The organism is Streptomyces tibetensis (genome assembly GCF_007655005.1).
Classification (GTDB): Bacteria; Actinomycetota; Actinomycetes; order Streptomycetales; family Streptomycetaceae; genus Streptomyces; species Streptomyces tibetensis.
In genome coordinates this window covers 60944-80630 of the sequence record NZ_SZVW01000031.1, presented here as the reverse complement: position 1 = coordinate 80630, position 19687 = coordinate 60944, and the positions used below count along the sequence as shown (strand labels likewise).

Here is a 19687-nt window from a genome sequence, read left to right as displayed (position 1 = left end):
CACAGTCCCCTTACTTGATTCCGGTGAAGCCGATGGAGCTGACGATGCGGCGGGCGAAGCAGGCGAACAGCACCAGCATCGGCAGCGCGGCGATCAGCGTCGCGGCCATGAGCCCGGACCAGTCGACGCCGGTCGCGGGCGTCTGCGCCCGGAAGACCGCGAGCGCCACGGTCAGCACGCGCGAGCTGTCGCTGTAGGAGACCATCAGCGGCCAGAAGTAGTCGTTCCAGGAGGTGATGTACGTCAGCACACCCAGCGTGATGATCGGCGTGGACGCCATCGGCAGGACCACCCGGAAGAAGATCTTGACCTTACCGGCGCCGTCGAGCAGCGCGGCCTCCTCGACCTCCTTGGGGATGTTCATGAAGAACTGGCGCAGGAAGAACACCGCGAACGGCGTCATGAACATGGTGGGCAGCGCGATGCCGAGGAGCGTGTCGATCAGGTGCAGCTGCTTGATGAGTACGAAGTTCGGCAGCAGCGTGAAGATGGCCGGCACCATCATCCCGGCCAGGAACAGCCCGAACACCTTGTCCCGGCCCCGCCAGCGCAGCCGGGAGAAGGCGTACGCGGCCATGGCGGAGAAGAAGATCTGGCATCCGGTGATCAGGGTCGAGACCAGTACCGAGTTGAGCAGGTAGCGCCAGAAGTCGAGCCCGCCGCCGGCTCCGCCCTGTTTGACGGCCTCCTCGGCCGACTGCAGCCCCAGGGCGCGTTCGAAGCCGCTGGTGGTGAGGTCGACCGGTAGCGGATTGGTGGGATCGGCGTTCAGGCCCGCGTTGGTGGACAGCGCGGTGCGCAGGATCCAGTAGAACGGCAGCAGGGTGATGAGGATGATCAGCCCCATCACGGTCCAGGCGGCGGCCCGCCCGAAGGGGAACCTGCGCCGGACCGGCCGCAGGGTCGTCGGCGGGGTTGTCGTCACGGCAGCCATGGCGGTTGTCTCCTTCCGTCAGCCGAGGTCGGTCCGGCCGGCCCGGGTGAGCCGGTACTGGAGGACGGTGATCGCGCTCAGCACGACCAGCAGGGCGACGGACATGGCCGAGGCGTAGCCGAACTGGAAGCGGCCGAACGCCGAGCCGTAGATGTAGTACTGCAGGACGTTGGTCGCGTTCGCCGGGCCGCCCGCGGTGGTCACGGCGACGGTGTCGAAGACCTGGAACGACCCGATCACCGTCATGATCAGCACGACCGCGAGCACCGGCCTCAGCAGCGGCATGGTGATCCGCCAGAACATCCGCCACTCGCTCGCGCCGTCCACCCGGGCCGCCTCGTACATGTCGTTCGGGATGGCCTGGAGGCCGGCGAACAGCAGCAGGGCGGTGTACCCGACGTGCCGCCACACGTTGATGAGCGCGATCGTCGGGATCGCCCAGGTCTCGTCCGCGAGGAAGGGGATGCGGTCCATTCCGAGGCCGCTGATGATCTCGTTGCCGATGCCGAGCTGGGTGTCGAGGATCCACAACCAGACCAGACCGGCGACGACGTTCGACATCAGATACGGCGTCAGCACGATCCCGCGCAGCATCGCCGACTGGGTCAGCCGCTGGAGCAGGACGGCGATGGCGAGCGCCGCGACCGTCTGTATGCCGATGTTGATGACGACGTACTCGACGGTGACCCACAGGGAGTCCCAGAAGATGGGGTCGTGGACCATGCGGACGTAGTTGTCCAGGCCCACCCACTCCGCCGGGGTCAGCAGGTTGAAGCGGGTGAAGCTCAGGTAGATGCCCCGGAGCGTCGGCCAGAGCAGGAAGACCAGGAAGCCGAGCAGGGCCGGAGCGATGAAGAGCGCGGCCAGCCGGCCGTCCCCCCGGTCCTCGCCGGACACCCCCTGTCGCGGCCCGGTCCTGCTGCTGGCCTCCGCCGCGTCGCCCGTGGGCAGACGTGAAGGAGGACTGCTGGAGGCGATGGTCATCGGGAGACTCCCTCGCTGCGGCGGCTCGTCCTCTGGCGGGACTTACTTTTGGTGCGAAACAATTGCTGCGTCAAGAGCCCTGCAAACATCTTTTCCCAGGAACCGACATCTGCCTAGAGTGGTCATGTTGGTTTCAGTACGAAAAAAATGGGTGAGGGGAGTCGGACCTTCCATGACCGAAGGCACCTCCGGCTGGCTGCCGCTGAGCCCCGGCGAGCGCTCCGTGGCGATCGAAGTGCTGGTCCACGGACCGCTGTCGCGCACGGAACTCGCCCGCAGGCTGGGTCTGTCGGCCGGCAGCCTCACCCGCCTGACCAAACCGCTGATCGAGTCGGGTCTGCTGGTCGAGGTGACCGAGGCGGGGGCGCCCGCGGAGGCGCGCCAGGGCCGTCCCTCGCAGCCGCTGGACGTCGTCGCCGACTCGGGCTTCTTCCTCGGCTTCAAGATCACCGAGGACGCGGTCTACGGCGTCGTCACCACCCTTCGAAGCCACATCGTCACCCGCCACGACCGCGCGCTCACCACCCACGACCCCGCCGAAGTCGCCGACGTGCTGGCCGGGATGACCGCGGAGCTGGCCCAGGGGCACCCTCGCCTCGCCGGGATCGGCATCGGCGTCGGCGGCTTCGTCCAGGACCGTGCCGTGGTCGGCGAATCCCCCTTCCTGCTGTGGCGGGACGTCCCCCTGGCCGAGCTGGTCGAGGAGCGCACCGGCCTGCCGGTGGTCGTCGAGAACGACGTCGCGGCCCTGGTCGAGGCGGAGACCTGGTTCGGCGCCGGGCGCGGGCTGGACCGCTTCGTCGTCCTCACCATCGGCGCCGGCCTCGGCTACGGTCTCGTCCTGGGCGGCAGGCGGGTGCCCTTCGCCGAGGAGGACCGCGGCTTCGGCAAGCACTGGATCGTCGACTCCCACGGGCCGCTCACCCCGGACGGCAGGCGCGGCAGTGCCGTCTCGCTGCTGACCATCCCCAGCATCCGCTACCAGATCCTGGCCGCCACCGGTGAGGACCGCACCTACGAGGAGATCCTCGCCCGGGCCGCCGCAGGGGACCCGATGCCCGCCCGGGTCGTCGGTGAGGCGGCGCGAGCCCTGGGCACGCTCGTCGCGCAGATCTCCAACTTCGTGATGCCGCAGAAGATCCTGCTCGCGGGGGAGGGGGTCGGGCTGATGGACGTGGCCGGCAAGACGGTCGAGGAGACGGTGCGTGCGCTCAGACACCCGCTCGCCGCGCCGGTCGGCCTGGAGACGAAGGTCTCCGATTTCCACGACTGGGCCCGCGGTGCGGCAGTGTTGGCCATCAAGGTGCTGGTGCTGGGATCGGCCGAAGCGTGAACGACGGCCAACTGCCCGGAGGCGAAAGGTACTCACAGGTGGTTGATGTGAACAGCCTCACGTTTACCGGGAGATGGACGTGATCAGTAACACTGTCCGAAATGACCGTTTAGCTCGTGATTACTCACATCGCCTTCACGTCCGGCGACGTATGCTTCACAGCATGTCCACCACTGTTGAAACCTCATCCGAGCGATCGGCTGACGAGGTCAACGAGGAGATCCGTGCGCTGTGGCGCCGGTCGGGCGGGACACTGAGCGTCGAGCAGCGCGAGGAGTACCAGCGGCTCGTCCTGGAGTGGGCCGCCGCGGCCCCGCAGTCGGCGCCCGCGGCCTGACCCTCGTCCCGGCCCGCTGACGCATCGGACCCTCGTCGAAGGGCGCCCCTGACCCAAGGGGTGCCCTTCTCGCGCTGTCCTCGGCCGTCGTCCCCGGCATCGTTGTGTCAGGCGGTGGGGCTGCTGGGCACGAGGGCCGCGACCGTGCCGCTCGCGCTGGGCCGACGGGGACACCGCCGACGGCCGGCCGTCGCCGGCATCATCCCCAAGTCGCCGAGTAGTACTGCCGATACGCCTTGCGGTCCTGCTCCGCCCGGATCCAGCGGGTGGCCACCAGGGCGACGAGGCTGCCCGCGATGACGAGCATGCCCGGGCCGACATTGCGCGGGTCGGTGAGGCGGCCCAGCAGGGTCGACACGTCCGTGCCCGTGATCGGCGCCGACGTACCCGGTGAGGCCGCGCCCTGCGACGCCGACGGGGCGGGTGCGGCGCCCGTGCCGCCGGCCGACTTGGCCACGATCAGCTTGACGCCCAGCTCGGTCAGCGCCTTCGTCACCGGCTGGAAGAACGTCGTACCGCCCGCCTTGCAGTCCCCGCTGCCGCCCGACGTCAGGCCGAGCGCGATGCCGTCGGCGAACATCGGGCCTCCGCTGTCACCGGGTTCCGCGCACACGTTCGTCTCGATGAGGCCGCTGACCGTTCCCTCGGGGTAGTTGACCGTGGCGTTGAGCGCGGTCACCTCTCCCTCGCGCAGTCCGCTGGTGCTGCCGCTGCGGAAGACCTGCTGCCCGACCTCCGCGTCGGCGACGCCCGTGATCCGCACGCCCTTGCCGTCACCGACCGCCACCACGTCCGCGCCCTTGCCCGCGCGGCCGGCGTCGTACTTCACCAGCGAGTAGTCGTCGCCGGGAAAGCTCCCCTTGAGCGAGGTGCCGACCTGCTGCCGGCCCCGGTCGTCGGCGAACCAGACGGAACCGTCGGGACCGCAGTGTCCCGCCGTGAGGATGAAGTCGCTCTCCCCGTCGGTCACGTTGAAGCCCGCCGAACAGCGCCCGGCGGTCGACAGGATGGGTTGCGCGCCGTTGAGCCGTGTCGTGAACGTGCCCTCGGTGCGCTCCATGCGCACGAAGGAGCCGATGCCCTCGGCGACCTCCGTCATCCTGGACCAGGCGGAGGCGGAGACCGTGCTGTCGCCCCGTACCACCACCTGGTTGTTCTTGTAGTCGAGGGCCCACGAGGTGCCGGAGACCCGGGGGGCCGAACGCAACGTCGCCGCGGCGGACTTGAGGTCGCTCATGCTGTGGCTGACCATCTTGGCCTGGGCTCCGGCGCGCTTCACCTCGGCGGCGGCCTTCTCGTCGGTCACCGCGACGACCGGCCGCCCGGACGTGTCGATCCAGCTGCCCGCCGTGCGCGTGTTGCCGAGCCGGGACACGAGGTCGGTGCCCTCGCCGGTCGCCGGCGGGGCGGTGAACGGGACGCCGATGGACGGGGTCGCCTGCTCGCTCGCCACGGCGGTGGTGACCATGGCTCCTCCGAGGAGGAGTCCGCCGACGGCCGCCAGCCGTGTCACTCGCCGGACGACCCGTCGTCGTGCGTGCCTCATGCATGGCTCCCGAACCCGAACATCACGATGTGAACACCGCAGGGCCCTCTCGGAGTTGAGTGCCCCTCATTCATACGGGGCGCGGCCCTGCCGCGTTCAGCGCACCGGTGATCTCTTCTGCGTCACCCGGCGACCGGGTCCGCGAGCAGGGCCCCGCTGCGAGCGTCGCCCCACACCGAGCCCGGATCGACGTAGGGCCGCAGCAGGGTGGTGAGCCCCGGGTCCCCGCGGCCGTTCAGCTCGTCGGAGGCGATCTTGCGGGCGATCCCGGCGAGGAAGTCCGCCACCTGCACCCGTGCGTCGTCACGCGCCACGACGAGCCGCAGCCCGGCCAGGCCGCTCCCGGCCCGCCGGGCCGCCCCCTCGATCCAGGCGATGCGGTCCGGAGTCAGCATGTTCTGCCGGTCGTGCACGAGGTGGACCGGCCGGCCGTCCCGGCTCCAGAGCGCGGCCGTACGCACGATCGCCGGGAGCAGCGGGTTGAGCGGTGGGATCAGCGGCGGCCCGGCCAGGAGGCCCTCCCGGTAGGACACCGCGCGGGGCCGGGTCGCGGCGAGCCGCTCCAGGATGCTCGCCGCGTCCGTCCGCGGCCGTGCCCGGAGCAGGGTGTCGACGGTGCCGTAGAAAGCGTCCACCGGGTCCCCGTCCTGACGGACCCGCAGCAGCTGGTTGGCCGCCTGAAGGAACGCCCGCCAGCCGGTCTCCCCGAAAGCCGGGCGCCCCGCGCGGAACAGGACGGCCGCCTCACCCGCGTCGTCCAGCAGCAGTCCCAAAGTCCGGTCCACCACGAAGAACGTCTTCTCCATGAGGTGCACCCGCGCCCGCCCGTCGATCGGCCCCCGCGGCGCGAGCAGCCACTCCAGCACCGCGCGGTGCTTCTCCCGCAGCAAGTGGTTCGCCTTGTACTCCTCGGCCGGTGACCTGATCCGGTCCCGGATCTCCCGTACCGTCGCCGCGGCCTCCGCCTCGGACAGCGAGACGCCGGCGTGCGCGAACACGTCCGTGTTCCCGCCGGTGAGGTTCTCACCGTCCGACCCCGACTCGTCGCAGGCGACCTCCAGGACCGCGTCCGCAGCCCCGCCCCGCTCCCCGTCCGCAAGATTCCCGCTCACCGCACAGCCCCCTATCGTGTGCCCATGACCAGGATCCCGCACGAGTCGTCCGGTGAACCGAATCCCCTGCAAGTCCTCCCCCTCCACCGCCTCCGGCAGCGCACGAGCATGAAGTGGCGCACCCACCCCGAGGACGTGCTGCCGCTGTGGGTGGCCGAGATGGACGTGCCGCTCGCGCCGTCCGTCGTGCGTGCCGTCACCGATGCGCTCCACCTCGGCGACACCGGCTACCCGGCCGGCACCGCCTACGCGGAGGCCCTGGCGGACTTCGCCGGGAAGCGGTGGGGCTGGGACGGGCTCGCGGTGGAGCGGACCGCGATCGTGCCCGACGTCATGCTGGGCGTCGTCGAGATGCTCAGACTGGTCACCGGCCCCGGCGACACCGTGGTCGTGAACCCGCCCGTGTACCCGCCGTTCTACCTGTTCGTGGAGCACATGGACCGCCGGGTGGCCGAGGCCCCGCTCGGGGCGGACGGGCGCCTGGACCTCGACGTCCTGGAGGAGACCTTCCGACGGGCCGTGACGGACCGGGGACGGGCCGCCTACCTGCTGTGCAACCCCCACAACCCGACCGGCACCGTGCACACGGCCGCGGAGTTGTCCGCCGTCGCGGCCCTCGCCGAGCGGTACGGCGTGCGCGTCGTCGCCGACGAGATCCACTCCCCGCTCGTGCTCGGCGACGCCGGCTTCGTGCCGTATCTGAGTGTGCCGGGCGCCGAGCGCGGCCTGTCGCTGATGTCCGCCTCGAAGGGCTGGAACCTGCCCGGGCTCAAGGCCGCCCTCGCGATCGCCGGGCCCGGCGCCGCCGCCGACCTGGAGCGGATGCCCGAGGAGGTGGGGCACGGCCCCAGCCACGTCGCCGTCATCGCCCACACCGCCGCCCTGCGCGACGGCGTCACCTGGCTGGACGCCCTGCTGGCCGGCCTCGATGCCAACCGGTGGCTGCTCGCGGACCTGCTGGCCGAGCATCTGCCCGCGATCCGCTACCGGCCGGGCGACGCCACCTACCTGGCCTGGCTCGACTGCCGCGCCCTGAGGCTCGGCGACGACCCGGCCGACGTGTTCCTGCGCCGCGGCAGGGTCGCCCTCAGCTCCGGCCTTCCCTTCGGCACGGGCGGTGCCGGCCATGCCCGGCTCAACCTGGGGACCTCGCAGGAGGTGCTCACGGAGGCGGTGCGCAAAATGGCGGCGGCGCTGCGCTGAGCCTCGGCGCGCGCTCGTACACTGCCCGCCATGGACGACACGACGCTGGACGCACTCGGCGCGGGAAAGTACCTGCTGATCACGAGCTACCGCAGGAACGGCACACCGGTCGCCACTCCGGTCTGGGTGGTACGCGACGGTGCGGCGCTCGGCGCGTGGACGCCCGCCGACTCCTGGAAGGTGAAGCGGATCCGCAACCGCGCCGACGTCCTGGTCGGCCCCTGCGACCTGCGCGGCAATCCCACCGGTGACCAAGTGCCCGCGACGGCGGAGATCTGCGACCCCGCCACCACCGGCCGCTACCGGCAGCTGGTCGCCCGCAAGTACGGCCTGACGGGCCGGCTCACCCTGCTCGGCAGCCGGTTGCGCCGGGGCGTGGACGGCACCGTGGGCATCCGTATCACTCTCAGCTGAGCAGGCGTCAGCTCCAGGCCCGGTACGGCTCGTCCAGGAGCTGGAAGACCGGCTCGCCCCGTACCGGGTCCTTGGCCGTGGACAGCCGCACCCGGTCGCCGCTGTGGATGCCGATCGGCGGGCCCATCACCCGGCCGCGTACCACGAAGCCCTCGGCCATCTCGATCAGGGAGACGTTGCGCGCCGCGGGTGTGTTGCGGTGCACCACGGTGGAGTGGCGCACCGTGCCGGTGCCCTCGGCCCGCTCCGTGCGCAGCTCGCTGCCCCGGCAGACCGGACAGAGCACCCGGTGGTACATGGCGGTGCCGCACCAGGTGCAGCGCTGGTAGAGGATGGCCTCGGAGTCCTGGCCCCTCGGGTCGAGCAGACCCGTCGCGGAGCCGGCTGCCTGCTGAGTGACGCTTCCTGAGTGGTACACGCTGGACAACTCCCTGCACTCGGCCGGAATCCGTGTACGCGATCACTCGCGCACACGGGTGCGCGGCTCGCCGTGCCACCGTGCACGCAGCACAGAGTATGGCACTCAGTGCCACTCGTAAAGGCACTCCGTACCCTCAATGTGGCGAGGCTCAGCCCCGCCCCAGCGTCGTCTCGATCTCCTGCACGACCCGCCACAGCGGTGCCCCGCGCCGTGACACGACGACCACCACGTCCTCCGGCTGCTCCATGACGGGCGGCACCGGTACGCCGCCGAACGCCGACTGCACATAGGCCAGCGCGCGGTCGACCGCCGCGCTCGCCTCGCCCTGCCCGTCCGAACGCAGCCAGGAACGCAGCGCGTTGTTGTGCGCCGCGACCACCGCCGCCGCGATCACGTCGGCCTGCAGGGTGCCGTCCCGGCAGGCGGCGAAGCGCCGGCGCAGGTACGCGGCGAGGGCCCGCTCGTAGCGCCACACCACCGACAGTTCGTAGGCGCGCAGGCCCGGGACCTGCTGGGTGAGGCGGTAGCGCTGCACGGAGAACGTCGGGTTCTCGGCGTACATGCGCAGCACGAGCCGGGCCGCGTCGCAGACCCGCCCCACGGGTTCGTCGTCGTCGGAGCCGTCCGCCAGGAAGTCCGTCATGTCGGCCAGGCAGCGCTCATGGTCCGGGAAGACCACGTCCTCCTTGGAGGGGAAGTAGCGGAAGAACGAGCGCCGTCCGACTCCGGCGAGGGCGACGATGTCGTCGACGGTGGTCTGCTCGTACCCCCGCTCCAGAAACAGCTGGAAGGCCGCCGCCACCAAGGCGTCCCGCATGGGCGGCTTCCCGGTGCCCGCCTCGGCTTTCTCGGAGCTCATGAGCGCGAACGTAGCACCCGGACGGGACGTGGCACTCGGTGCACTCGCCCGGAGGTACTGAGTGCTCTGCCCATCGGACAGGACCGTCCTCTGAACCCCGGCCGCGGCGGCCGCGTATCCAAGGGCGGACGATCCTCGAAGACGGGCGCCCCGGGCCCGGACGAAGGAGAGCAACGTGTCGACACCGTCCGAGCCCAGGCCGCCGCAGGACGGCCCGGCCCTCGAACCCATCCGCGTCCTGCGGCCCCGCCGCACCGACGCGCTCGCCGAACTGATGCGGGAGTTCCGGCGGGAAACCGGTCAGGAACCCGTCGGCTACGAGTCCGTCGCGTTGCCCGGACCGCCGGCCGGCTCCGAGGCACTGACGCAGGAACTCCCGCCCGTCGCACGCGAGATGCGCCGGCACACGGACGCCGTGCCCCAGGGAGCCGGGCTGCGCCGCGCCGCCGTCGCGGTGGCCGTCCTCGCGGCCGCGGTGATCGGCTTCGGCGGTGCGCTCCTGCTCCGCGGCGAGCACACCGACGACAGCGCGGCGCCCGCGCCCGCGCCACCCCGGTCCGCCCCCTCCACCCCTGACCCCGCACCCCCTTCGCCCCCCCCGCCCGCCGCCGCACCCGTGGACCCGGACGGGGCCGGCACACTGCGCGAGGGGGCATCCGGCCCGGAGGTGGCCGAGCTCCAGCAACGCCTCCTGCGCATCCCGGACGTCTACCGGGACGGCTCCACCAGCGGTCGCTACGACCCCACCCTCACCGCGGCGGTCGCCCGCTTCCAGCTCTGGTACGGCATCCGCGGCGACGAGACCGGTGTCTACGGCAACGACACCCGGGCGGCCCTGGAGTCCCGCACCCCGGCGGGCACGGGCTGATGTGTGACCATGGCCGGCATGGACGAGTTCATCGACCGGCTGAACCCCGAGATGTACGTGGTCACCGCCGCCGCAGGGGGTGAACGGGCGGGCTGCCTGGTCGGGTTCGCCTCGCAGTGCTCGCTGCGGCCCGTGCGGTTCGTGGTGTGGCTGTCCGAGCTCAACCACACCTTCCGGGTGGCCCGGAACGCGGACGTCCTCGCCGTGCACCTGCTCGGCCGCGAACAGCACGCCCTCGCCGAGCTGTTCGGCGGGCACACCGGCGATCGGACCGACAAATTCCGGGACGTCCCCCTGCGGGAGGCGTACGGCGGGGCCCTGGTCCTGCGGGACGCGCGGGCCTGGTTCGTCGGCCGGATCGTGACGCGCACGGGCGGCGGCGACCACATCGGCTTCGTCCTCGACCCGGTCGAGTGGGGCGGCCACCGGGAGGACGACGGGCCGCTGCTGCGCCTGTCCGAGGCCGTCACCATCGACCCGGGCCACCCCGTCGACTGACGAATTTCCTCGAACGCCGGGCAACGGCTGAGGAAAAGGGCGGAACGCAATGGCCATGCGGCCTCACCCTGGGCCTGAGCGCCGCACGAGGCGCCCGAACCGCCGCGAACCGAAGGCCACGCCCATGAACGGCTCCCGCATCCCCGGCCTGGTGCTGCCCACCCTGTTCCTGCTGGCCCTGCTCGTGGGCCTGTGGTGGTACTGGCGCCACCGCGGGGACTCGTGAGGCGGGCGTGTTCTACCGGTCCTGGACCCCGGGGACCCGGACGTCCACCACGCACACGTCGTCCCGCCGCACGTCCGGCAGCATCCGCGCGAGCAACGGCCCCAGCGACCCGGGGCCGTCGCCGTGCGGAGCCGCCACCGCCTCGGCGAGCTGTTCCAGCCCCCGGTCGATGCTGTCCGGAGGGTGCTCGACCAGGCCGTCGGTGTACAGGATCAGCCGGTCGCCCGGATCGAGACGGCACTCCGCCTCCTGGTAGACCGGTGTGGCGGCCGCCCCGAGCAGCATGCCGCCGGGGCGGCGCAGATACCGCGCCTTCCCGTCACGCAGCAGCAGCGGCGGGGGATGCCCGGCCTGGGCCCAGACCAGGCGCCGGCGGCGGGGTTCGTAGCGGGCCAGCACCATCGTGGCGGTCGTGTGGGAGTCGCGTGAGTGCAGCAGCAGCGTGTTCAGCCGGGCGAGCGCACCGGTCAGGGACGAGCCCGTGATGACCATGCCCTTGGCGGTGAACCGGAGCTGGGCCATCGTGGCCACGGCGTCGACCCCGTGCCCGGCGACGTCGCCGACCACCAGCAGCGCGTCCCCGTCGGGCAGTTCGATGGCACTGAACCAGTCACCGCCCACGTGCACACCCGACTGGGCCGGCAGATAGGCGACCTCGACGCGCAACCCGGCCAGGTGCACGGGCCGGTTGGACATCGGCAGCAGCGCGTGCTGGAGCCGGGAGGCCAGGGTCCGCTCGGCCTGGAGCACGTCGTGCTGCGTCAGGATCGCCCGCTCGCTCTCGACCAGGGCCAGCTCGGCCCGCCGCCGGGCGGTCATGTCCTGTACGAAGCCGTGCACCTCCACGGGTGTGCCGTGCCGGTCGGGCACCGCTTCCGCCACCAGTCGCAGATGCCGGATGCCGCCGCTCGTCCGGATCCGGAACGGCACGTCGAACGGCCGCCCGCCGTGGACGAGTTCCCCGACCGCGCGCGTCAGCGCGGGCGTGTCCTCCGGCAGCGCGAGCTCCGGCACGTCGGGCAGGGGCACCGGACCGTGCGCCGGGTCCCGGCCGAGGAGGGAGAACACCTGGGTCGACCAGGACGCCTCCTGCGTGGCCAGGTTCCAGTTCGCCCAGCCGAGATTCCCCAGCCGCTGCAGGTCCGCCAGCCGCTGCTCCTGCCGGTCGGAGGAGCCGTGCCGGATCCACGAGACGACGAGGGCGTCGCCCAGCGGCGCCACCCGTGCCGTGTACACGGACAGCTCGGCGACGCCCGCCACGACCTCCTCGTGCGCGAACGGCTCGCCCTCGTACGCCGTCCCGGTGGCCAGCACCTGCAGACAGCCCTGCCACAGCGGCTCGGCCGCCAGAGCCGGCCGCAGCTCCAGCAGCCGCCGCCCCGCCGGTTCCTCACCGGTCCGGCCCAGCAGATCGCTCACCTGGGTGGTCGCGGCCTCCACCCGGAAGTCCTCGGTCTCGCCCGTCGCGTCCCGCAGTGGCGTGAGCAGCATGGCCGCCACCGGCAGTGCCTCGAACAGCGCCTGCACCGCGTCCGTGGCGGCGTCGGAGTCGCGCTCGGGCGGGATCTCGAAGGCGCGCAGCCGGCCGGCGCACAGCCCGGTGACGCCCCGCAGGTGGGCGCGGTCGCGCGGCGTGAACGCCCCGGCACGGCCGCGCAGCACTCCGATGCAGACCTCGGCGGAGCCCGCGGCGAGCACGGGCAGCCAGGCCCGCGAGCGCCACCGGTCGGGAGGGTCCCCTATGAGCAGGTACCGCTGCTGGTCCGCGGCGAAGTCCTCCAGCCAGCGCGGCTCGCCCGCCTGCAGCGCGTCCAGCGCCGCCATTCCGCTCAGCGGCGGCACCTGGCACCACTGGGCCGCCAGTTTGTCGTCGATCCCCGCGTGCCCGATCAGTTCCAGGCCGCCGTCGGGCCTGCGGGCGTAGATCAGGACCGCGTCCGCCGACATGTCGGGGCCGAGATGCTCCAGCAGGCACCGGGCGAGGTCGTGCGGTGTCATCACCCGAACGAGGGCCTGGCCGAGGCGGGCCAGGGCGGCGGTGACGTCGTCCGGCACATCCGGCTGGTCCTCGGCACCTGCCCAACCGGCCGCCTCGGTGCCGTGGGGCTCGCTCGGCCTGCCCGGGCCGGGCGGCATCGGCGCGAGTGTGCCGAGGGTGATCCAGCACTCCTCCAGCAGGGTGTGCCGGGCGGACTTGGCCCGCTGGAGCAGCTGCTCACCTGCGGCGTCCGCGGAGCAGCCGGTCAGCGCCATCACCGCGCCCTTGGCCCGTTCCACGACAGCGGAGACGGCCGCCTGGTCGCGCAGCCGGTCCATCTCCGCGCGCTGCCGGGCGACGATCTTGGCCAGTTCGACCAGGTCCGGTGCGGCACCGGGCTGCGCCGGCGTCACGGGCTCGCTCGTCACGCGTTGAGCATCGCACACCTGGCCCGATTCGCAGACCGCCTTGTGCGCACGGACCGCCCGTCCACCTCCGTGGCCCCTCGGGCCACATCTGCCTCGCGGAGAACCGCTCAGTTCCCGTCGCGCGGATACAGCCACAGCCGCAGCAGCCGGCTGAGCCGCGGCATCACCAGGTACGTCAGGAGCGGCAGCAGCACCAGCGGGAAGACGGCGGCCCGAAGGGGCAGCGGCCAGCCGGTGGTGTGCGGCGTCACCAGCCACTGGATGAGCAGGGTGAAGGGGTAGGCGCCGAGGAAGGTGGTGAGGACCATCTTCCAGCGGGGCGGTGCCTGCACGGTGGTGCCCGGCAGGCTGAACCAGGTCTCCATCCCGCTCGTCGACTGGCGTTCGCTGCTGACCTCGGTGGCCACGTCCTCGATCCGCCGGTGCCAGCGCGCACGCTCCTCGGACTCCAGCCAGGCGGCGAGCCGGTGCTGATCGGACCACCGCAGCACCGCGTGGTAGCGGTGGCCGTCCTCGGGGGTCAGCCAGGAGACGCCCTCGTTGCCGGGGAACTGTCTCGCGCAGCGGGTGATGCCGTGCGTCCACTCCTCGAACCGCTGCTCCCGGCCGGGACGCACCTGCCAGGTCAGGACCGTGGTCACCGGCTCGCCGCGCCGGCCTTTCGTGGTGCTCATTCCCCCACGTGTGCCACGCGCGGCGCCGGTCATGCCCGGCGGCTCACGGCTGGCGGTTCGCCTCCACCAGGGCCTGGGTGACCGCCCGGACGCTGCGCGCGATGTGCTGGAGCTGCATGACCTCGGCCGCGTACAACTTGATCGTGTGCTCGATGACCCCCTCGTGCAGGCCCAGTCCGGGCAGGTCGGCGCGGGCGGTCTGCAGGGCGGTGCGGGCGACCCGGATCTCGTTCTGGACCTGGATGTGGGCGTGCCGGGCGAGGAGGACGGGGTGGCGGATGAACACGGGGTAGCCGGCGTAGCGCGTGGGCACCAGTTCGCGCAGCCACTTGGCCGCCGAGCGCTCCCAGTCGTAGCTCCCGGGCGTCTTGACCTGGCAGGGCCAGTCGGGGCTGATGCGCGTGGTCGTCAGTTGCATGATCATCGCTTCCGGGTGTGCGGCGTCGTAAGGGTGGACGACGGGTCGGGGCGGCCCCGGCCCAGGGGATGACCGGGGCCGCCACGGACACCCGGGACCCGGAGTGGGTAGGACCCGGCTCCACGGGTGCGGAACGGATCCGGAACCGGCCGGGTCGCGATCCGTGAGCAGTATTTATATATGCCATCCGGTTTGCAAGGAGCATGAAAACATTCATGCGCGCTTTGTTGTGGATGGTCCCCTTGTGGGAGCCACGGGCGCCGCTCAGTCCCTGAGGAAGAACTGGTGCTGGTCGGCGACCTGCTCGTACTCCTCCAGCCGCGCCTGCGTCCGCTCCGGATCCGCGTCCGTCATGGCCTGCAGCAGCGCCGAGCACATCACGCCCGGGGCCGCGTAGGAGTCGAACACCAGTCGCGACCCCGTCCCGATGGCGAAGACGACGTCGGCCTCGTCCGCGAGCGGCCCGAGCGCGAGATCGGTGATCAGGGCGACCTTGAGCCCGGCGCCCCGCGCGACCCGCACAGCGGTCAGGGTCTCCTGGGCGTGCCGGGGCATGGAGAACGCCAGCACCCATGTCCCGCCCGCCTCACGCGACTGCAGCAGCGCGTCGTAGGCGACGCTGCCGCCCCGGGTCACGAGGCGCACGTCCGGATGGATCCGGCGGGCGGCATAGGCGAAGTACTCGGCGAGCGAGACGGAGATGCGCAGCCCGAGGATCGTCAGGGGGGCCGAGGACGAGAGCTTGCGGCCGACGTCGATGACCACGCTCGGGTCGGCCAGGTCCCGCCGCAGGTTCTCCAGGTTCTCGATCTCGGCGTCGACCGCAGCCTGCAGTTCGTTGCCCCGCATCTCCTCGGCCGGGCCGACGGCGAGGGTGCCCAGCGCGATCGACTGCAGCTTCTCCCGCAGCGCGGGGTAACCGCTGAAGCCGACCGCCGAGGCGAACCGCGTCACCGAGGGCTGGCTGACGCCGACCCGGTCCGCGAGATCCGTGATCGACAGGAACGCCGCCTCGGTGATGTGCTCGATCAGGTACTGCGCGATACGCCGCTGCCCCGGGGACAGCCGAGGACGGTCGAAGAGCGCCCTGAGCTGGGCAGACGGGGAAACCTCCGCTTCGGGGGCGGCCTTCCCCGAGGTGATCGCGGATGCCTGTGCGCGTGCCTGCTGCGGCGATGGCACCGGTGCGCCTCCTTCGTCTCCCACGGACGTTCAACATAGCTCACGCACATGGTGACCAGGGCTTCTCCGGGCAGCATGAGCTGCCCGGCAGTGGGTTACCCGTACGCCGGGCGGGAACCCGCCGCCGCACGCGATCGAAGTGAGGAGCTGACGTCATGACCGTCCCCGAGGAGAACCGGCCCAAGACGCAGACCACCGACGAACTGCTGGAACAGCACGACGAGAACCGCACGCGCCCGCCGGGCGCCACCGGCCGCACGATGCGCGAGGCCCTGGAGGAGGCCGAGGTGCGCCCCGACGACTTCGGCGACCGCTAGGGACATCCCCGCCCCCGACCAACCGACGACGCTTCCGGCAGGAGAGACGGCATGAGCGCGCTGAGTGCGCTGGAACAGACCCTGGAGAACCGCTGGGACGCGCTGTGGGCGCGGCTCCTCGACAAGGAACCGGTCGAGGTCCTCGACGCCCTGCGGCGCGAGTGCGACGACAACGCCGTCGTGTGCCGTGAGGGCCGCGTCATGGTCCCCAACGCCTATGACGTGGAGCTCCCCGACGACGTGCACGACCATCTGACCCGCACCGGCACCGACGTGGGCCAGGCCCTCACCGACAGCCTGTCCCGCCACGCGGAACGCCGCGGTTACGAGTTCGCCGGCCCGCTCGCGGTCCACGTGGCGAAGTGCCCCGAGGTGCCCAACGGCCGCTACCGGGTGGCGAGCAGGGTCATGCAGCACGTGAGCGCGGACGGGTTCTTCTACGCGGCCCACTGACCTGTGCGTGCCCCGCCACTCGGCGGCGGTACGGCGTGATCGAGTGCCGGACATCGTCGACGGGGCGGCTGCCGCCGACTGCCCGGCCCGCGCTGGGCGCGGCCCGGCGTGCCCGGCAGTCCGGTCGGCCCGCCCCGGGAGCGGGCGTGGTGCCGGGGGCGACAGTGACACGGGCCGCGGAACGGCGGGAGCGATTCAGGGGTCCGTCATGGCCCCACTGCGCATCAGCCCCCGCCGAAGAAGGCGCTACCGCCTCACGAGTCGCACCGACAGACCGTCAGCCGTGTACACCGGCACGGCCCGCAGCGACGTCGAGTCCAGCTCGACACGGTCGAACCGGCCGCGCAGCTGCGAAGCCGACAGGACGGGAACGGTCGTCCCCGCGGCCGGCGGCCGCTCGGCGTCGAGCCGCAGGGACAGCACGCTGCCCCGGCCCAGCAGAACCCGACGGCGCACCGTCAGGGCCGGGCCGTGCTTCCTGCGCAGCGGCAGCTCCAACGCCGACTCGCCCTCCTGGACGAACGAGCCGCGCACCCGCGCGACCTCGTCCACGCGGAGCGTGCCGCCCGTGACGTGCACGTCGCCCTCGCCGAGGGCGCCCGGCGAGGCGGCGACCAGGGTGCCGGCCTCGACGGCGGTCCCGCCGTGGTAGCAGTTGTGGCCCGTCAGGGTGAGCGTGCCCGAACCGCGCTTGGTCAGGCCGCCCTCGCCCTCGATGTCGTTGCGCCAGCTGTCGGCCGCGTGGAAGCCCCCGGCCGCCGCGTCCAGCGTCACGACGACGTCCCGCTCGAAGGCGCCGTAACCGTCCGCCGCGGCGAACAGGTTCAGCCGCCCCCACTGTTCGAAGCCGTCCAGCAGCACGTAGCCCGACGGCAGCGCGGTCGTCCGCAGCACCTCGCGCCGCTGGGCCGCGGTCAGGTACGGCAGCCGCGTCTCCAGCAGCACCTCCGCGCCCTTCGGAACCGTGAGCGGGTCCTTGCGGCCGCGGCGGGGCAGGATGTACGTCAGCCGGGGCCGGGCCGCGCGGGCGTTGGCCTCCCGGTCGGCGTAGGGGTCGGTCCCGGTGTCCGCGGAGTGCGCGTACGCGTACAGGGTGTCCGCCGTCGTACCGGTCTTCTCCGTGAAATAGGCCAGGGCCTGGGCGCGGGCCGCCGCCTTGAGCCCCGAGTTGGCCGGGTCCGCCAGGGTGGCGGCGGCCAGCGCGGTGGCCATGATCCGGCCGCCGAGCACGTCGACGGGGGAGTGCATGCCGGCGACGATCCGGGTGTGGGCGAGTTCCAGGGCGCGCGTCACCAGCTCCTGGAAGCGCTCGGGAACCGCGTACGCGTAGGCCAGCGAGGCCAGGTGCAGGGCGTTGGTGTGGCCGCTGGGGAAGCCGCCGTCATCGGTCGGCTTGTCGCTGCGCTGGCGCAGCAGCTGCGGGGCGACCACGACCTTCGACTCGTACACCGGGAAGCCGAACTCGTCCTTCCTGCCGGTGTCGACGACCTCGCTGTCCTCGTTCATCCGCCACGGCCGCGGATACAGATAGGCGAACTTGGCGGGGTTTCCGGACGCCCAGTTGCCGCGCAGGGTGTCCACCAGCCGGGCCACCTGGCCCAGTTCGGAGTCGTACGAGCCGGCGCCCAGCGCGGAGCCCGCCGGGGCGTCGGCGGGCACGGCGTCGTCGATCTTGGCCGGCGGTGTGCCGTCCGGGGCGCTGGTGATCGACGTGACCGCCTTGGCCCCCGTCTTGTAGAGCGTGGCGAGCGGGCCGAGGCCGTCGATCATCGAGTAGCTCTGGTGCTGCCGGTCGATGATGAAAGCCTTCCTGGCCTCCGCGTCGGTGCGCTCGGTGGTGATCCGCTCGCAGTAGCGCACGTTGGCGCGCAGTATGTCCGGCATGAGCGGGGTGCCGGTGTTCCAGGCTCCGCCGGTCTTCCATATCTGGGCGAAGCCCCCCAGGGCCCGGACGACCGCGTTGGTCTCGGGCGTCTGGTTCGCCAGGACGTTGGTCTTGTAGTCGTCGACGAACGCGGCGGGAGCGGTGGCTGCCTTGGCATCCGCTGCGCCCAGCCAGCCGACGAAGGCCGGTGCGGCGACCAGCGCGGCCGAGCCGCCCAGGGAGGTTCTGAGGAAACCCCTCCGGTTCAGGGTGGGGGAGTGGTGCCCGGCGGATGACGGCATGGGTGTGCCTCTCTTCAGTTCTGCGGCCCTGCGGCCGGGTGCGATCGTGCGATCTTGCCTGATACGAAGGGGAGTTGAGTGCCCCGTGTGTCAGGTGTTGTCTACGAGCGAAGAACTACGGCCGGGTTGTGTCCCATCGGCGAGGGTGCTGCGACCGGGACATGTCCCGCGGGTGAACGAGAGGGCACCCGCGCCCCGGCACGTCAGAGCAGTGATCGTGCCAGTGCCACCGCGCCCTCGACCGGCGGCTCCCGCAGCGGCCTGGTGCGGGCCGCGGGCAGGGCGCCGGCGAGGGCCGCGGTGAGGGCGTCGTAGAGCGCGGGCTGGGACAGCACGGTGCCGCCCGCGACCACCACGTCGTCGACGACGGCCCCGCGCGCGGCGAGACGGGCGACGAGTGCGGCGAGGGAGCGGCCCGCCTCGTCGATCACCGCACGCGCGAGCGTCGAGCCCGCCTCGGCAGCCGCGAAGACGACGGGAGCGTGCCGGCCCCACTCGGCGGAGACGTCGGTGGCGCTCTCCAGAGCCGCGCCCAGCGCCGGTACCTCCGGCACGCCCAGCGAGGCCACGAGGCCGACCGCCAGCTCGTCGGGTTCCTCGCCCAGGTCGTGCGCCGCCCAGGCGGCACGGGCCGCCTCCCGGACGAGACCGGCGGCGCCGCCCTCGTCGCCGAGCACGGCGCCCCAGCCGCCCACCTGGACAGTGGTGCCGTCGGGCAGCCGCCCCACGGCGACGGACCCGGTGCCGGCGACCAGGCCGACGCCCTTGTCCAGACCGGCGGCGGGGACGAGGAGCTCCGCGTCGCCCACGACCAGTGCGGGCACGCCGAAGGCACTCTCCAGAGCGGTGCGGATCCGCGCGCACTGGCGGGGTGTCTCGCAGGCGTGCGCGCCCACGGCAAGAGCCGAGGGCGCGGCGCCGGCCGGCAGGGTCTCGCGGACCACGCCGGTCAGCCAGCCGGCCGCGGCCGCGGGGTCGTGCGGCCGCCAGCCGGCACTCGAACGGACGTGATCGACGACGCGGTGGTCCCCCGCGAGAGCGCGGAGGTGCGTCTTGGTGCCGCCCACATCGATGCCGAGCACGAGGGAGCTGGCGGAGGTGGAGTCCTGCACGGATCCTCTTTCGTCGGTGCGCAGTGCTGCGACGGCGGGCGAACCGTGCCTGAGAGAAGGGCAGTTGACAACTCTGGAAGCCCCGGGACGGGCCTCTGGCGGAATCACGGCAGGCGAGTACCGTGACGTTCGTTAGGAAGTTAACTAACGAAGTACAGTGCGTCAAGAGGAATCCCATCGCCGCATCCCACGGAGCCGTTCGCGTAGCCGATCGCCCGGGGAGA

Annotated in this window: 20 protein-coding genes; 8 read left to right on the top strand and 12 right to left on the bottom strand. The window is 72.1% G+C overall.

From position 1 onward, the window contains the following. Nucleotides 1–10: 10 nt before the first annotated feature. Together FDO69_RS38280 and FDO69_RS38275 are read right to left on the bottom strand one after the other, a co-directional pair. Nucleotides 11–934: a carbohydrate ABC transporter permease gene (locus tag FDO69_RS38280; RefSeq protein WP_104788142.1), complete on the bottom strand. Its 924-nt coding sequence runs from the start codon at nucleotides 932–934 to the stop codon at nucleotides 11–13. Nucleotides 935–952: 18 nt separating this feature from the next. After that, complete coding sequence (locus tag FDO69_RS38275) at nucleotides 953–1918, bottom strand: carbohydrate ABC transporter permease (protein WP_104788139.1); 966 nt, start codon at nucleotides 1916–1918, stop codon at nucleotides 953–955. A 172-nt stretch (nucleotides 1919–2090) separates the two neighbouring features. Here FDO69_RS38275 and FDO69_RS38270 point away from each other — a divergent pair, with 172 nt between their 5' ends. Both FDO69_RS38270 and FDO69_RS38265 read left to right on the top strand, forming a co-directional pair. After that, nucleotides 2091–3251 carry an ROK family transcriptional regulator gene (locus FDO69_RS38270; protein WP_104788136.1) on the top strand — a complete coding sequence of 387 codons (1161 nt, stop codon included), beginning with the start codon at nucleotides 2091–2093 and terminating at the stop codon, nucleotides 3249–3251. Nucleotides 3252–3402: 151 nt separating this feature from the next. After that, on the top strand, nucleotides 3403–3588 hold the full coding sequence (locus FDO69_RS38265; protein WP_104788133.1) for a hypothetical protein: 186 nt from the start codon (nucleotides 3403–3405) through the stop codon (nucleotides 3586–3588). Nucleotides 3589–3787: 199 nt separating this feature from the next. Here FDO69_RS38265 and FDO69_RS38260 read toward each other — a convergent pair whose 3' ends face one another. Further along, complete coding sequence (locus tag FDO69_RS38260; RefSeq protein WP_104788131.1) at nucleotides 3788–5134, bottom strand: S1 family peptidase; 1347 nt, start codon at nucleotides 5132–5134, stop codon at nucleotides 3788–3790. 122 nt (nucleotides 5135–5256) lie between these two features. Continuing rightward, nucleotides 5257–6246 (bottom strand): hypothetical protein, encoded by a 990-nt coding sequence (locus FDO69_RS38255; protein ID WP_104788129.1) that lies wholly within the window; start codon nucleotides 6244–6246, stop codon nucleotides 5257–5259. Between the two features lie 24 nt (nucleotides 6247–6270). Between FDO69_RS38255 and FDO69_RS38250 the strand changes: the two genes are divergently transcribed. Continuing rightward, entirely contained in the window at nucleotides 6271–7449 is a 1179-nt protein-coding gene (locus tag FDO69_RS38250; protein ID WP_104788126.1) for a MalY/PatB family protein, read from the top strand. 30 nt (nucleotides 7450–7479) lie between these two features. Further along, the gene (locus tag FDO69_RS38245) at nucleotides 7480–7863 is read left to right on the top strand and encodes a PPOX class F420-dependent oxidoreductase (protein ID WP_104788123.1); all 384 of its coding nucleotides are present in this window, start codon (nucleotides 7480–7482) and stop codon (nucleotides 7861–7863) included. 7 nt (nucleotides 7864–7870) lie between these two features. Here FDO69_RS38245 and FDO69_RS38240 read toward each other — a convergent pair whose 3' ends face one another. Then, nucleotides 7871–8281 carry a Zn-ribbon domain-containing OB-fold protein gene (locus FDO69_RS38240; protein ID WP_104788120.1) on the bottom strand — a complete coding sequence of 137 codons (411 nt, stop codon included), beginning with the start codon at nucleotides 8279–8281 and terminating at the stop codon, nucleotides 7871–7873. A gap of 151 nt (nucleotides 8282–8432) precedes the next feature. Beyond that, nucleotides 8433–9101 (bottom strand): TetR family transcriptional regulator, encoded by a 669-nt coding sequence (locus tag FDO69_RS38235; RefSeq protein WP_170321008.1) that lies wholly within the window; start codon nucleotides 9099–9101, stop codon nucleotides 8433–8435. Nucleotides 9102–9318: 217 nt separating this feature from the next. On the opposite strand from FDO69_RS38235, the gene FDO69_RS38230 reads away from it, so the two are divergent. Both FDO69_RS38230 and FDO69_RS38225 read left to right on the top strand, forming a co-directional pair. Beyond that, nucleotides 9319–10011, top strand: a complete 693-nt coding sequence (locus FDO69_RS38230; protein WP_104788115.1) for a peptidoglycan-binding domain-containing protein — start codon at nucleotides 9319–9321, stop codon at nucleotides 10009–10011. A 9-nt stretch (nucleotides 10012–10020) separates the two neighbouring features. Continuing rightward, a complete protein-coding gene (locus FDO69_RS38225; RefSeq protein WP_104788185.1) occupies nucleotides 10021–10509 on the top strand; it encodes a flavin reductase family protein in 489 nt (162 codons plus the stop codon). A 238-nt stretch (nucleotides 10510–10747) separates the two neighbouring features. Here FDO69_RS38225 and FDO69_RS38220 read toward each other — a convergent pair whose 3' ends face one another. The 4 genes from FDO69_RS38220 to FDO69_RS38205 all read right to left on the bottom strand — a co-directional run bounded on the left by FDO69_RS38220 (nucleotide 10748) and on the right by FDO69_RS38205 (nucleotide 15415). Then, on the bottom strand, nucleotides 10748–13141 hold the full coding sequence (locus FDO69_RS38220) for a SpoIIE family protein phosphatase (protein WP_104788112.1): 2394 nt from the start codon (nucleotides 13139–13141) through the stop codon (nucleotides 10748–10750). Nucleotides 13142–13248: 107 nt separating this feature from the next. After that, nucleotides 13249–13815: an antibiotic biosynthesis monooxygenase gene (locus tag FDO69_RS38215; RefSeq protein WP_104788110.1), complete on the bottom strand. Its 567-nt coding sequence runs from the start codon at nucleotides 13813–13815 to the stop codon at nucleotides 13249–13251. Nucleotides 13816–13858: 43 nt separating this feature from the next. Then, nucleotides 13859–14239, bottom strand: a complete 381-nt coding sequence (locus FDO69_RS38210; RefSeq protein ID WP_170321006.1) for a hypothetical protein — start codon at nucleotides 14237–14239, stop codon at nucleotides 13859–13861. Nucleotides 14240–14497: 258 nt separating this feature from the next. After that, complete coding sequence (locus tag FDO69_RS38205) at nucleotides 14498–15415, bottom strand: MurR/RpiR family transcriptional regulator (protein WP_167526770.1); 918 nt, start codon at nucleotides 15413–15415, stop codon at nucleotides 14498–14500. Between the two features lie 155 nt (nucleotides 15416–15570). Between FDO69_RS38205 and FDO69_RS41460 the strand changes: the two genes are divergently transcribed. After that, nucleotides 15571–15732, top strand: coding sequence for a hypothetical protein (locus tag FDO69_RS41460; RefSeq protein ID WP_167526769.1), 162 nt, complete (start codon nucleotides 15571–15573; stop codon nucleotides 15730–15732). Between the two features lie 51 nt (nucleotides 15733–15783). Next, the gene (locus tag FDO69_RS38200) at nucleotides 15784–16185 is read left to right on the top strand and encodes a DUF3662 domain-containing protein (RefSeq protein WP_104788105.1); all 402 of its coding nucleotides are present in this window, start codon (nucleotides 15784–15786) and stop codon (nucleotides 16183–16185) included. A 246-nt stretch (nucleotides 16186–16431) separates the two neighbouring features. On the opposite strand, the gene FDO69_RS38195 is transcribed toward FDO69_RS38200, so the two are convergent. Continuing rightward, nucleotides 16432–18351, bottom strand: a complete 1920-nt coding sequence (locus FDO69_RS38195; RefSeq protein ID WP_104788102.1) for a phosphatase PAP2 family protein — start codon at nucleotides 18349–18351, stop codon at nucleotides 16432–16434. Nucleotides 18352–18554: 203 nt separating this feature from the next. Further along, a complete protein-coding gene (locus tag FDO69_RS38190; RefSeq protein ID WP_104788099.1) occupies nucleotides 18555–19463 on the bottom strand; it encodes an N-acetylglucosamine kinase in 909 nt (302 codons plus the stop codon). Nucleotides 19464–19687 lie beyond the last annotated feature (224 nt).

What these genes read in the sequence shown, in the direction of transcription:
- FDO69_RS38225 (WP_104788185.1), top strand. Translation starts at nt 10,021, where the DNA reads ATGGCCGGCATGGACGAGTTCATCGACCGGCTGAACCCCGAGATGTAC.
- FDO69_RS38210 (WP_170321006.1), bottom strand. Translation starts at nt 14,239, where the DNA reads ATGATCATGCAACTGACGACCACGCGCATCAGCCCCGACTGGCCCTGC.
- FDO69_RS38280 (WP_104788142.1), bottom strand. Translation starts at nt 934, where the DNA reads ATGGCTGCCGTGACGACAACCCCGCCGACGACCCTGCGGCCGGTCCGG.
- FDO69_RS38200 (WP_104788105.1), top strand. Translation starts at nt 15,784, where the DNA reads ATGAGCGCGCTGAGTGCGCTGGAACAGACCCTGGAGAACCGCTGGGAC.
- FDO69_RS38195 (WP_104788102.1), bottom strand. Translation starts at nt 18,351, where the DNA reads ATGCCGTCATCCGCCGGGCACCACTCCCCCACCCTGAACCGGAGGGGT.
- FDO69_RS38275 (WP_104788139.1), bottom strand. Translation starts at nt 1,918, where the DNA reads ATGACCATCGCCTCCAGCAGTCCTCCTTCACGTCTGCCCACGGGCGAC.
- FDO69_RS38250 (WP_104788126.1), top strand. Translation starts at nt 6,271, where the DNA reads ATGACCAGGATCCCGCACGAGTCGTCCGGTGAACCGAATCCCCTGCAA.
- FDO69_RS38245 (WP_104788123.1), top strand. Translation starts at nt 7,480, where the DNA reads ATGGACGACACGACGCTGGACGCACTCGGCGCGGGAAAGTACCTGCTG.
- FDO69_RS38215 (WP_104788110.1), bottom strand. Translation starts at nt 13,815, where the DNA reads ATGAGCACCACGAAAGGCCGGCGCGGCGAGCCGGTGACCACGGTCCTG.
- FDO69_RS38260 (WP_104788131.1), bottom strand. Translation starts at nt 5,134, where the DNA reads ATGAGGCACGCACGACGACGGGTCGTCCGGCGAGTGACACGGCTGGCG.
- FDO69_RS38235 (WP_170321008.1), bottom strand. Translation starts at nt 9,101, where the DNA reads ATGCGGGACGCCTTGGTGGCGGCGGCCTTCCAGCTGTTTCTGGAGCGG.
- FDO69_RS38265 (WP_104788133.1), top strand. Translation starts at nt 3,403, where the DNA reads ATGCTTCACAGCATGTCCACCACTGTTGAAACCTCATCCGAGCGATCG.
- FDO69_RS38270 (WP_104788136.1), top strand. Translation starts at nt 2,091, where the DNA reads ATGACCGAAGGCACCTCCGGCTGGCTGCCGCTGAGCCCCGGCGAGCGC.
- FDO69_RS41460 (WP_167526769.1), top strand. Translation starts at nt 15,571, where the DNA reads ATGACCGTCCCCGAGGAGAACCGGCCCAAGACGCAGACCACCGACGAA.